The organism is Paractinoplanes aksuensis, from assembly GCF_024137025.1.
Taxonomy (GTDB): domain Bacteria; phylum Actinomycetota; class Actinomycetes; order Mycobacteriales; family Micromonosporaceae; genus Actinoplanes; species Actinoplanes aksuensis.
The window spans coordinates 97,889-109,801 of sequence record NZ_JAMYJR010000023.1; the positions used below are offsets into that span (position 1 = coordinate 97,889).

At 70.6% G+C, this 11,913-nt stretch carries 9 protein-coding genes; 5 read left to right on the forward strand and 4 right to left on the reverse strand.

The genetic code is table 11. The features are described 5' to 3' along the window. Window positions 1-29 precede the first annotated feature (29 nt). From M1L60_RS21315 to M1L60_RS21330, 4 genes are all read left to right on the forward strand, one after another. A complete protein-coding gene (locus M1L60_RS21315; protein WP_253239216.1) occupies window positions 30-608 on the forward strand; it encodes a TM2 domain-containing protein in 579 nt (192 codons plus the stop codon). A 71-nt stretch (window positions 609-679) separates the two neighbouring features. Continuing rightward, window positions 680-1,045 (forward strand): DUF2203 domain-containing protein, encoded by a 366-nt coding sequence (locus tag M1L60_RS21320; RefSeq protein WP_253239217.1) that lies wholly within the window; start codon window positions 680-682, stop codon window positions 1,043-1,045. Window positions 1,046-1,133: 88 nt separating this feature from the next. Further along, on the forward strand, window positions 1,134-1,799 hold the full coding sequence (locus tag M1L60_RS21325; protein ID WP_253239218.1) for a hypothetical protein: 666 nt from the start codon (window positions 1,134-1,136) through the stop codon (window positions 1,797-1,799). Between the two features lie 34 nt (window positions 1,800-1,833). After that, a complete protein-coding gene (locus M1L60_RS21330; protein WP_253239219.1) occupies window positions 1,834-2,493 on the forward strand; it encodes a hypothetical protein in 660 nt (219 codons plus the stop codon). A gap of 27 nt (window positions 2,494-2,520) precedes the next feature. On the opposite strand, the gene M1L60_RS21335 is transcribed toward M1L60_RS21330, so the two are convergent. The 4 genes from M1L60_RS21335 to M1L60_RS21350 form a co-directional block, all read right to left on the reverse strand. Continuing rightward, window positions 2,521-3,375, reverse strand: a complete 855-nt coding sequence (locus tag M1L60_RS21335) for an aminoglycoside phosphotransferase family protein (protein WP_253239220.1) — start codon at window positions 3,373-3,375, stop codon at window positions 2,521-2,523. Window positions 3,376-3,537: 162 nt separating this feature from the next. Next, window positions 3,538-6,060 (reverse strand): DNA gyrase/topoisomerase IV subunit A, encoded by a 2,523-nt coding sequence (locus M1L60_RS21340; protein WP_253239221.1) that lies wholly within the window; start codon window positions 6,058-6,060, stop codon window positions 3,538-3,540. 14 nt (window positions 6,061-6,074) lie between these two features. Continuing rightward, entirely contained in the window at window positions 6,075-8,126 is a 2,052-nt protein-coding gene (locus M1L60_RS21345) for a DNA gyrase/topoisomerase IV subunit B (protein ID WP_253239222.1), read from the reverse strand. Window positions 8,127-8,276: 150 nt separating this feature from the next. Then, window positions 8,277-8,909 (reverse strand): adenylate/guanylate cyclase domain-containing protein, encoded by a 633-nt coding sequence (locus M1L60_RS21350; RefSeq protein WP_253239223.1) that lies wholly within the window; start codon window positions 8,907-8,909, stop codon window positions 8,277-8,279. A 189-nt stretch (window positions 8,910-9,098) separates the two neighbouring features. On the opposite strand from M1L60_RS21350, the gene M1L60_RS21355 reads away from it, so the two are divergent. Further along, window positions 9,099-11,891 carry a helix-turn-helix transcriptional regulator gene (locus M1L60_RS21355; protein WP_253239224.1) on the forward strand — a complete coding sequence of 931 codons (2,793 nt, stop codon included), beginning with the start codon at window positions 9,099-9,101 and terminating at the stop codon, window positions 11,889-11,891. The last annotated feature ends 22 nt before the right edge of the window (window positions 11,892-11,913 follow it).

The following is an 11,913-nucleotide window of genomic DNA, read 5'->3' on the forward strand; positions in this document are numbered from 1 at the left end:
TCCCACCCACCACGGCTATCGTTACGCCGGTGACCCCGCCCGGAGCCGTCCCCCACTCCCCCGGCGACCCGCTCGACCCCACCCCCGCCGGCCCACCGCCGGCCGGCCGCTCCCACCCGCACGACTCCGCCTGGGTCAGCACACCGCCGGCCGGCCGCTCCCACCCCGCCGGCCGCCCGCTCGGCCCCGCCTCCGCGAACCCAGTGGCGGCCGGGCCGGGCGCCCTCGGTCACCCGCTCAGCCCCGCCGCCGTAGGCCCGTTGACAGCCGGGCCGGGCACCTTTCCCCTCGCTTCCAGACCCACTTCCTCGGCCGCCGCTGAGTTGCCCGAGTGGGAGCGGCTGCGTGTGCTTCGGGCCGAGTCGGAGTTCGAGTCCGTACGCAAGAACGCCCGGGTCGCCTACCTGCTGTGGGCCGTCTGCGGAATCTTCGGCGGGCATCGCTTCTATCTGGGCGACACCGGGCGGTCGATCGCCATGCTGTTCACGCTGGGTGGCCTGGGCGTCTGGACACTGGCGGATCTGTTCTTCGTCGGCCGCCGGGTGCGCGCCGTCAACCGCGCGCGGCGGGCCGAGATCATGGCTCGCCACGCCCTGATCGACGCCTGACCCGCCTCGTTTCCCAGTTCGACTCCTCGCCCTCCTTGGCGTGATCGACTTGAGCTGGCACTCTCAGTGGCATGGGGTTGTTCACGCTGGGTGAGGCGCGGGACGAACTGAAGCGGTTGCGGCCCGTACTGGAAGAGATCGTCGCTCTCCGAGCCGACGCGGCCGAACTGGGCGCCGTGATCGGGGTGGCCGGCGGGCCACCGACACCGCTGGGCGGGCTGCCGGAGTGGAAGGCGACCACGGCCCGCCTCGACGACCTGATGACCGAGGTGCAACAGACCGGTGCCGTGCTCAAGAGCCTGGCCCCGCTGCTCATCGACTTCCCGGGCGAGGTGGACGGGGTCGACGTCGACCTGTGCTGGCTCGAGGGCGAGACCGACCTGGGCTGGTACCACCGCTCCGACCTGGGCTTCGCAGGACGCCGGCCGTTGCCCTAGGCCGGCCCCGATGGATCACCCGGGCAGCGGCATCGCCTCGCTCCCGCGTGATCCATCGGACGGGCCTTGATCCTCTACCCTGACGTCGATGGGCGTCGAAGCGGGGGCGTGGGTCAGAACCGGGTGGACCGCCGGTCTCGCCGTGCTGCTGGCCGTGGGCACGTTTGTCGCGCTCCCGTCGGTCACCGGGTGCGCGGGCGTGATCGCCGCCGGTTTCGCCGCGTACTCGATCCACTCCGCCCTGCGCGCTCTGTCGCTGCGGTCGATGTCACGCTGGGCCACCGCAATGGGATGCGCCCCGGTCGATCCGGCCACCATCGACTGGCCCTGGCAGAACCTGACCCTGCAGGGCAGCAGCCAGGTCCGCTCGGCCTGGACCGGCGACATCGAGGGCCTGCCGGTGACCTTCGGCGAGGTCCAGTGGTCGGGCGGGGCCTTCTCCGGCGCCGTGATCGACCGCGACGGCAAGGGCATCTTCGTGGTGGTCGGCCTGCCCCAGGCCCAACCGCCGATGGCCATCCGCTTCCCCCACAAGTTCATCGGCGACTCGCCCCGCCTGGAGCAACCGGCGGTGCGGCACGCCTTCCGCATCATGGAAATCCCCCCGTTCACGGTGCGCGACACCGAACTCTTCACCGTCGAACCCCGCGACCAGGCCCTCGACCCCGGCTCCACCTACCGCGCAGTGCGCCGAGCCCTGCATGTCGTCCGCCTGCTCGACATCGGCCCCGACCGCCCCCTCCCGGCCGCCTGATGCCGGCCCGTCCGCCTTCTGATGGCCGCCCGCGATGCTGATTCGCAAGCGCTGGTGGCAGCCGCTGTGGCTGAGCGTGCTCGTCGTGGCGCTGATGCTGGGCCGCGCGCTCAACCGGGGCCGCGACGACTGGTCGGGGACCGTCGCTTTCCTCGTGATCGTCACGGTGACCCCTTCCGCTTTCCTGCTCACCCGCGTCCTGTTCCGCCGTCACCTACGACGCTGGGCCGCCCGCGGCGAGTGGACGGAAATCGACCCGGACGAACGCCGCTGGCCCTGGCCGGACGGTCGGATCAAAGTTCCCCGGGCCTGGCAGCGCGAGATCGATGGGCTGCCGGTGACCTTCGGCGAGATTCGATGGAGGAACCACGACTTCGACGGGACGGTCCCGCGGCGCAAGGGCAAGGGCGCCTTCGTCGTGGTGCGCCTGCCCCACCCGCAACCGTCGATGGTGCTGCGGCACACCTTCGAGCCGGTGGGCGATTCGCCCCGCCTCGACCAGCCGGCGCTGTTCGAGGCCTACGTGGCCGGCGAGATCGGACCCTGGGCCGTCCGCGGCGACGAGCTGTTCACCGTCGAGCCGCGCGACGTCTGGCTCGACCCGCAGATCGCCGACCAGGCCGTGCGGCGGGCGCTACGAACCGTCCAGCTGCTCGACCTCGGCCCCGACACTCCCGGCGCCGAGCCACGGTAGCCGGCACCGTCCACCAACTTCCTGTTTCTACCGCTCGCGCACTGTGTCCAGGGTCGGCCAGGGCGGGCCCTCCCGCAGCGCCCGCAGCAGTTCCTCGCCGAACCGGATACCGTTCGGCAGTTGGTCGCCGATCTTCCAGCGCCACGCCGCGACGATCGCGAGGACGAGCTGCCGGCACTCGTCCAGCAGTTCGTGGTCGACGCCCGGGTAGTGCTCGACGACCGCCGCGGGGACGTGGGCGAGATCGAACTCGACCGGCCCCCGGCAGAACGTCTCGAGGTCGATGAACAACGGGCCGTCCTTCGTGCTGAGCACATTGCCCGGATGCGGCTCGCCGTGGAGCAGTTGTCCGGCGGCGCCACGGTCGTCGATCGCTCGTCGCAGCGCTTCCAGCCGGCCGCCGAGGAACGCACGGTCGGCGTCACCGAGCCGCGGCGACTGTTCCGGGTCGGCGACCACCGCTTGGGCCTCAGCGACGCGATCCGTGAACCGCGGGGCCGGCCAGTCAACCTGTCGCAGGCGCACATGCAACAGCTCCAGCGCCTGAGCGAAGTCGGCCGGCGAGACGCCCGCAGTCACCGGCTCGTAGTAGGTCCACAGCGTCACCGCGAAGCCGTCCCGCGTGTACACCGCCGGGCCGGCCCGCGGCTCCAGGTCGCCCACCGGGCATCCGGCCGCGACGAGTCGCCGAGCGAGCTCGATCTCGAGCTCGGCCGCCCCGTGCCCCAGCGGGGCGACCCGGGCCAGGACATCAACCGGGACCAGCCGCAGGGCCAGCCGGTTCGAGTTGTGAAGAACGACCGCGTCACCGGCCACCAGATCCAGCGAAGCGGCGACCGAGGTGGCCGCCGCGATCGCCCGCGCGACCTCGGGCATCTCCATGCGCGAATCCTGGCATACCGGCCCCGGGCCGTCTCCCCGATTTCCGCCGCCCGCGGCCCGCATCCCGGCCGGGTGCGCGTTTCCGGAGCCCTAGCGGCAGCTGCCCGAGGCTGCGGTTTCCGGAGCCCTCGCGGCAGCTGCCGAAGGGCTCCGGAAGAGGCGTCAGCCCCGCTCGATGAGGTGGCCGATGATCTGCGGACCCATCAGCACCGCCTCGCCCGAGCCGTCGCGGCGCGCGTCCGGTTCGGGCAGGTCGATCGGGTCGCCCGTGCTGCTGGCGCCGACCGGGCGCGGACCCACCCACGCCACCGTCAGCCGCGTCTCGCCCTTGAGGAACCGCTGCACCCGCACACCGCCGGTCGCGCGCCCCTTGGCCGGGTACGACGCGAACGGGCTCACCTTGACCTGGGTGCCGGTCGACGTCACCACCATCGGCTCACCGTGGTCGTGGTCGGCCGTGGCGACCGCGTTGAACGAGATCACCTCGGCCCCGGCCGACACGTTGACACCCGCCATGCCGCCACCCTTGAGCCCCTGGGGCCGCACCGTCTTGGCCGGGAACCGCAGCAGCGCCGCATCCGAGGTCACGAACACCAGCGACTCGGACCCGTCGGTCAGCCACGTGGCCTGCAGCACCTCGTCCCCGTCCTTGAGGGTGATCACCTCGAACTCGTCGGACCGCACCGGCCACTCCGGGGCACACACCTTGATGACACCCTGCCGCGTGCCCATCGCGAGCCCCGGCGACCCGGCCGCGCCCAGCGGGGCCAGGCCGACGACCTTCTCGCCCTTCTCCAACGGGACCAGCTCGGACGCCGACATGCCGCCGCGGATCGAGACTGTGCCCGACTGCTCCGGCAGCACCGGCAGCGGGAGCACGTCGGTCTTGAAGGCCCGCCCCCGGTTGGTGACCAGCAGGATCCGGCCCCGGGCGGTCGAGTGCACCACGGCCCGTACGGCATCGTGCTTGACCCGGCCCGATCGGCGCCGAGCCTCGGTGGCCTCTTCGCTCTCGGCCGCCGTGCGGGCGATCAGCCCCGTCGCCGACAGGATGACCTGACACGGGTCGTCGGCCACCTCGAGCGGCCCGGCCGGCGCCGACGCGGCCAGCACCTCTTTGAGGTCACCGTCGATCAGCGTGGTGCGCCGGGGCGCCCCGAACGTCGCCGCGACCTCGGCCAATTCGTCGGAGACCAACTGCTGCAGCACGTCGAAGTTGTCGAGAATGCGCGACAGCTCGGCGATCTCGCCCCGCAGCCGCTCCTGCTCGGTCTCGAGCTCGATCCGGTCGAACCGGGTGAGCCGCCGCAGCGGAGTGTCCAGAATGTAGGTGGCCTGAATGTCGCTGAGGCTGAACTCCTGCATGAGCGCCGCCTTGGCCGAGGCCGCGTCGTCGCTGCCCCGGATGATCGCGACCACCCGGTCGATGTCGATCAGCGCGATCAGCAGACCGTCGACCAGGTGCAGCCGATCCTGCCGCTTGGTGCGCCGGAACTCGGTGCGCCGCGTGACCACGTCGTACCGGTGCTGCACGAAGACCTCGAGCAGCGCCTTGAGCCCCAACGTCTGCGGCTGTCCGTTCACCAGCACCAGGTTGTTGATGCCGAACGACGTCTCGAGCGGCGTCAGCCGATACAGGTCGGCCAAAAGCGCCTGCGGGTTGACCCCGACCTTGCACTCGATGACCAGCCGAGTGCCGTGCTCCCGGTCGGTGAGGTCTTTGACGTCAGCGATGCCCACGAGACGAGCCGGCTGCCGCTGCCCCCGCTTGGGCCCGGAAACGTAGAGCTTGCCCTTCACCTCATCGGTGATGGCCTCAATGATCTTCTCGGTGCCTACCCCGTACGGAAGCTCGGTCACCGTGATGGCCTGACGACCCCGGCCGCCTTCGAGCAACCCGGTCTGAGCCCGGGCCCGCATGCGCACCACACCACGCCCGGTCTCGTACGCCCGCCGCACCTCGTCGAGCCCGAGCAGTTGCCCACCGGTCGGCAGATCCGGCCCCGGCACGAAACGCATCAACTTGTCGAGGCTCGCCTCGGGATGGGTGATCAGATGCTGCGCCGCCGCCACCACCTCACCGAGGTTGTGCGGAATCATGTTGGTGGCCATACCGACCGCGATGCCCGACGTCCCGTTCACCAACAGGTTCGGAAACGCCGCGGGCAGCACCTTAGGCTCGAGATCAGACCCGTCATAGGTCGACTTGAAGTCGACCGTCCCCTCCCCCAGCTCACCGACCAACAACATCGCCTCACGCGACATCCGAGCCTCGGTGTATCTCGCTGCCGCCGGTCCGTCGTCCGGGCTCCCAAAATTTCCATGCCCGTCGATGAGTGGAGCGTTGAGGGAGAAGTCCTGCGCGAGCCGTACGAGAGCGTCGTAGATTGCGACATCTCCGTGTGGATGGTATTTACCCATCACATCGCCGACAACTCGGGCACTCTTCACATAAGGGCGGTCAGGGCGGTGGTTCTGCTCCGACATCGACCACAGGATGCGGCGGTGGACGGGCTTGAGGCCGTCACGGGCGTCGGGGAGGGCGCGCGAGTGAATGACCGAGTACGCGTACTCCAGATAGGAGTCCTCGACCTCGGTGGTGAGCGGGTTGTCGATGACGTGGGCGCCGGCCTGGTCGAAAGCGGACAGGTCGACGCGGTTGTCGGTGTTCTTGCGGCGTGCCATCTAGCTTCGGCCCCTCAGGCGTCGATCGTCTCTTGGTCGATGCGGCCCGCCGCCTCGATCAGCCAGTTCTTGCGCGGTTCGACCCGCTCGCCCATCAGCAGCTCGAGGGTGGCCTCGGCCCGCTCGGCGTCGTCGAGCGTGATGCGCCGGACGGTGCGGGTGGCCGGGTTCATCGTGGTGTCCCACAGCTCGTCGGCGTCCATCTCGCCGAGGCCCTTGAACCGGCTGACCGGCTTGTTGACCGCGCCGCCCTCGCGCTCGATGCGGCTGACGGTCGCGTCCATCTCTTGCTGGGTGTAGGTGAAGATGGTCTGCGAGTTGCGGCCCTTGGTGACCACTTTGTGCAGCGGCGGCATGGCGGCGAAGAGCCTGCCCTGTTCGATCACCGGGCGCATGTATTTCGCGAACAGGGTGATCAGCAGGGTGCGGATGTGGGAGCCGTCGACGTCGGCGTCCGCCATGATCATGACGCGGCCGTAGCGCATGGAGCTCAGTTCGAACGTGCGACCGGAACCGGCCCCCAGCACCTGCACAATGGCCGAGCACTCGGCGTTGTCGAGCACCTGTTGCAGGGACGCCTTCTGGACATTCAGGATCTTGCCGCGAATGGGCAGCAATGCCTGATATTCCGAGCTTCGGGCCATTCGCGCGGTTCCGAGGGCGCTGTCCCCTTCTACGATGTAAAGTTCTGATCTTGCGATGCCGGTGGCGCGGCAGTCGACCAGCTTGGGCGGCATTGAAGCGCCCTCGAGCGCGGTCTTGCGGCGGGCCGCGTCTTTCTGCTGTTTCTGGGTCAGGCGGACGCGGGCCGCGTCGACCACCTTTTGCAGCACCGTGCGGGCCTCGGCCTTGGTCCTCCGGCCGTCGATCCACTCTTTGACGTGCGCCTCGACCAGGCCCTGGAGCACCCGGGTGATGCCGGCCGTGGACAACTCGTCCTTGGTCTGCGAGGTGAACTGGGGTTCGGGGATGCGCACGTGGATGACCGCGGTCATGCCCTCGAGCAGGTCGTCGAGGACGGGCGGGTCTTCCTTGGGTTTGAGCAGCCCGCGCGTGTTGCGGATGGCCTCGGTGAGGGCGCGGACGAGGGCCCGCTCGAAGCCTTTGCGGTGGGTGCCGCCGTGGGTGTTGCGGATCGTGTTGGTGAAGCACTCGATGGTGCGCTCGTAGCCGGTGCCCCAGCGGAACGCGATCTCGACCTCGGCCCGGCGCTCGACGTTGGACTGCATCACGCCGTTGGCGTCGGCCGCGTTCTCCTTGTACGTGCCCTCGCCGTTGACCAGCAGCAGGCCGGAGACCGGCTTGTCGCCCGCGTGGGTGAGGAACTCGACCATGTCGGTGAGCCCGTGCGGGAAGTGGAAGGTCTCGTTGGTCGTCTCTTCGGCCGTCTCGTCGCGCAGCGTGTACATGACGCCGGGGACGAGGAAGGCCGTGTTGCGCAGCTTGGCCCGGACGGCGTCGACGTCGAGCCGGGCCCCGGTCTCGAAGTAGCGGGCGTCGTACCAGTAGCGGATGGACGTGCCCGTGGGCTCGCCGCGCTTCATCCGGCGGACGACGCGCAGGCCTGACTCGGGATGAAAGCGGGCCTGCGGGCCGGGACCGTCGAAGGAGCCGGGGACGCCGCGCTGGAACGAGATCTCGTGGACCTTGCCGTCGCGCTTGACGGTGACGTCGAAGCGCAGCGACAGGGCGTTGACGGCGGAGGCGCCGACGCCGTGCAGGCCGCCGGAGGTCTTGTAGCCGGAGCCGCCGAACTTGCCGCCGGCGTGGAGCCGGGTGAGCACGAGTTCGACGCCGTTGAGCCCGGACTTGGTGTTGATGGCGGTGGGGATGCCGCGGCCGTCGTCGTCGACCTGCAGCGAGCCGTCGGCGTGCAGGATCACCGCCACTTTGGTGGCGTGGCCGCCGACGCCCTCGTCGGTGCAGTTGTCGATGATCTCGTTGGCGAGGTGGTTGATGCCTCGGCTGTCGGTGGAGCCGATGTACATGCCCGGGCGTTTCCGGACGGCGTCCAGCCCCTCCAGGTGCGTGAGGTCATCAGCCCCGTACAGGATCTCCGCGGTCACGAGGTGGCACTCCCGATCGGCCCAAGGTGGTGGTCAATTCGCGGCGAGCCTACCGGGACCCTCCGACACTTCTGGTCAACCGAGCCGGGAGGGCCCACCTGTGAACCGATAATTCGGACAAAAGATATGGTGGGTGACCTACATTACGGCTTACGCGGCCGCGGGAACCGCCCACAGGTGGCGCTTGGCCGTGCGGGCGTGCTGTGGCGCCAGCGCTCGCCAGAGGTCGAGCGGCCGCGGCTTGCCCGAGACCCGTACGGGCGGAAGCTCTTGATAGGCGACGAGCTGGTCGGTGACCGCCCGGGTCTCGGCGCAGACGACCACCGTGTCGTGCGGGGCGTACGCCTGCAGGCGGGCCGCCGTGCTGACCACGCTGCCACTGATCATGCCGTGCCCGAAGTCGCGGGTCGCGTCCACGTCGACGATGACGTCGCCGGTCGCGAGCCCGACCCGGGTGCGGACGGCGAACCGGCCGGCCAGGAGGTGCCCCCTCAACGCCTCCTGGACCGACAGGCCCACCCGCACCGCCGCAGCGGCCGCCTCCGCGCCGAAGCCGCCCGCGCCGGTGCCGAACACCGCCATCACCGCGTCCCCGACGTACTTCTCCACCACTCCGCCCCCGGCCCGGACCACGTCGGACACGAGGCCGAAGTAGTCGCGTTGCAACGCGCGGACGTCCGCGCAGTCCAGCTCGTCGACCAGCGAGGTGAAGCCCACGATGTCGATGAAAAGGACGGTGACGGTCTGACGCCGCTCCTGCTCCGCCATAGCGATTGCGGTCATGTCTTCACGCTCCCCCAAGTCACTGCTTGCCCCGGGCAGTACGGTGCCAGCCGCAGTCGAGTAGCGGATCTGCAGAACGACGTATCTCCGACAGCGCGCGGACACTGTCGCGCACTAGTGACTTATGTGACGAGAAACCGACCGAACCGCCGAGAACGTGACCGGTCGATGGGCATTAGGGTGACCTTCATGGCCGGCGAGGGGGAGGACGGGCCGCTTGTCGGACGCACCGGCACGCTGGCTCAGATCCAGTCCGACCTGCGCAACGCGGGACCAGGTGGTACCTCCGCGGTGTTCGTCACCGGGGAGAGCGGGGTGGGCAAGAGCCGCCTGCTCCGGGAGACCGTCTCGTCCCTGCGTGACGCGGGTTTCGCCGTGCTGTCCGGCACCTGCCTCGACATCGGCGATGCCTCCCCGTTGCACCCTGTTCTTCAGGCCCTGCGGCAGTTCGACCACAATGTTCAGCCCGCCGGTTCCGCCGGGGCCCTGCTCGACCGGGTCTCGCAAGACCTGCGCGAGGTGGCCGGCGACCGTCGTCTGCTGCTCGTGCTCGACGACCTGCAGTGGGCCGACCGCAGCACCCGCCAGCTGCTGCTCTATCTGCTGGCCGGGCTGGGCGACGTCAAGATAGCCGTGCTGGCGGCGGTGCGGGCCGAGGCGCTGCAGGGGACTCACCCGCTCCGCAAGGTGCTGGCCGAATTGCGGCGGCTGCGGTCCGTACGCGTGGTCGATCTGGCCCCGCTCGACCGCGACCAGACGGTGGAGCTGGTCACCGCGATCACCGGCGGCCGGGTCGAGCCCGAGGACGCCGACCGCGTCTACAAGCGCAGCGGCGGCAACCCGTTCGTGGCCGAGGAACTGGCCCGCGACCTGCGCGACGGCCGGGTCGAGCTGTCCGACACGCTGCGTGAGATCTTCCTGTCGCGGGTCGACGAGCTGCCGCCCAACGCCCACTCGGTGGTCCACGCGATCGCGGCCGGGGTCGAGCCGATCGGTCATGACGTGCTGGCCCGGGTCGTGCCGCTTTCCGAGGCCGAGCTGATCGAGGCGGTGCGGGCCGCGGTCGCGCACCGCTTCGTCATCAGCGACACGGACGGCTACCGGCTGCGCCACCGCCTGGTCGCCGAGATCCTGGTCGACGAGGTTCTGCCGGCCGAGGCCACCGTTCTGCACCGCCGGTATGCCGAGGCGCTCTCACTCGACGAACCTGATCATCCTCGGCTGGCCCTCCACTGGCAGAAGGCCGGCGAGCCCGCCCGCGCGCTGCCCTCGGTGGTCGCGTCGGCCCGCTCGGCCGAAGAGCTGTACGGCTTCACCGAGGCCCATCGCTACTGGTCGTCGGCGCTCGAGCTGACCACCGGCGACTCCCCCGAGCGCACCGAGCTGCTGGCCCACGCGGCCGAGTCGGCCCACCAGTGCGGCGAGCACCTGCGCGCCCTGTCCCGGCTCGACGACCTGTCCCGCCGGTCCGACGCTCCCAGCCAGTGCGACCTGCACCTGCGCCGGGCGCGTTACCTGGCCGCGGCCGGGCGCACGGCCACGGCCGAGGCCGAGTACGAGCGGGCCCTCGAGGCGCCCGACTGCTCCCCCCGCCAGCGGGCGTCGGCCGCCGCCTACCTGGCCGAACTGCTGCTCCACCTGGGCCGTTACGCCGACGCCAACGCCCGCGCCAACGACGCGCTCGAGATGGCCGAGGTCAACGGATCAACTGCCGATCTGGTACGGGCTTCGGCCGCGCTCGGCTTCAGTGCCGCCTTCCGCGAGGATCCGGACGCCGGCCTGGCCGTGATCCGCAACGCGGTCGACATCGCCGAGCGCAGTGGGCACCCCGACGAGCTGGGCGTGGCCTATCTGCACCTGGCCGAGCTGCTCACCGGCCCGCTCAACAACATCGAAGAGGGCGTGCTGGTCGCCCGGCGGGGCGCGGAACGCCTGGCCAAACTCGGGGCCGGCCGCACGTACCAGACCCGGCTGCTGGCCATCGCGGCCAAGGGACTGTTCCGGGTCGGGCAGTGGTCCGAGGCCGACGCCGTGCTCGAGACGGCGATGCGGCACAGGCCGTCCGGCGCTGACGCGGTCGAGCTGCTGCTCGCGCGGTGCCAGCTCTGGGTCGGTTTCGGCGACGTCGAGGCGGCCCATCGCGACCTCGACGCGGTGGCCACGCTGCTGGCCGGCGGCGGGGCCCGGCACGTGCTCCCGATGCTGACGCTGCGGGCCGGCCTGGCCATGTGGCAGGGCGAACACCCGACCGCCCGGGCGTCGGTGCAGCGCGGACTGACCGAGACCCGCTCCGACGACCTCGTGCTCATCGGCGTGCTGGCCTGGCACGGGCTGCGGGCCGAGGCCGAGGCGCACGCGGCCGGTCAGCCGGTCGACCCGGGCGCGTTGCGCCGGCTCAAGGTGGCGGTCGAGCGGATGGCGGCCGGGGTCGGCAACGCCGCCGCGCCGGTGCGGGCGGTGATGGACGGTTATCTCGACCTGTGCGCGGGCGAGCTGAGCCGGGTCGAGGGGCGGCAGGATCCGGCGCCGTGGGCCCGGGCCGCGGCCGCCTGGGACAAGCGCGGGCAACCGTACCCGGCTGCGTATTCGCGGCTGCGGCAGGCCGAGGCGGCCCTGCAACGGCGTACGCGGAAGGCGGCCGCGATCGGGGCGTTGCGGGAGGCGTACGCCACGGCGATCGCCATGGGCGCGCGCCCGTTCGCGGCCGAGATCGTCGCGGTCGCCCAGCGGTACAAGGTGGCGCTGGCCGACGACGTGCCGACCGTGCCGTTCGAGATCGAGACGACCGACGAGCTCAGCCTGCTCACCACGCGCGAGCGCGAGGTGCTGTCGGCGCTGGCCGAGGGCCTGACCAACCGCGAGATCGGCGAGCGGTTGTTCATCAGCGAGCGCACCGTCGGCGTTCACGTCGGGCACATCTTCGACAAGCTCCAGGTCCGCACCCGCGTACAAGCGAGCCGGGTCTATCTCACGGCGGCGTGACCTTTTCGTTATAAACGCGCGC

Coding starts and splice junctions, on each gene's coding strand:
- M1L60_RS21320 (WP_253239217.1), top strand. CDS start 680: ATGGGGTTGTTCACGCTGGGTGAGGCGCGGGACGAACTGAAGCGGTTG.
- M1L60_RS21325 (WP_253239218.1), top strand. CDS start 1,134: ATGGGCGTCGAAGCGGGGGCGTGGGTCAGAACCGGGTGGACCGCCGGT.
- M1L60_RS21330 (WP_253239219.1), top strand. CDS start 1,834: ATGCTGATTCGCAAGCGCTGGTGGCAGCCGCTGTGGCTGAGCGTGCTC.
- M1L60_RS21335 (WP_253239220.1), bottom strand. CDS start 3,375: ATGGAGATGCCCGAGGTCGCGCGGGCGATCGCGGCGGCCACCTCGGTC.
- M1L60_RS21340 (WP_253239221.1), bottom strand. CDS start 6,060: ATGGCACGCCGCAAGAACACCGACAACCGCGTCGACCTGTCCGCTTTC.
- M1L60_RS21350 (WP_253239223.1), bottom strand. CDS start 8,909: ATGACCGCAATCGCTATGGCGGAGCAGGAGCGGCGTCAGACCGTCACC.
- M1L60_RS21355 (WP_253239224.1), top strand. CDS start 9,099: ATGGCCGGCGAGGGGGAGGACGGGCCGCTTGTCGGACGCACCGGCACG.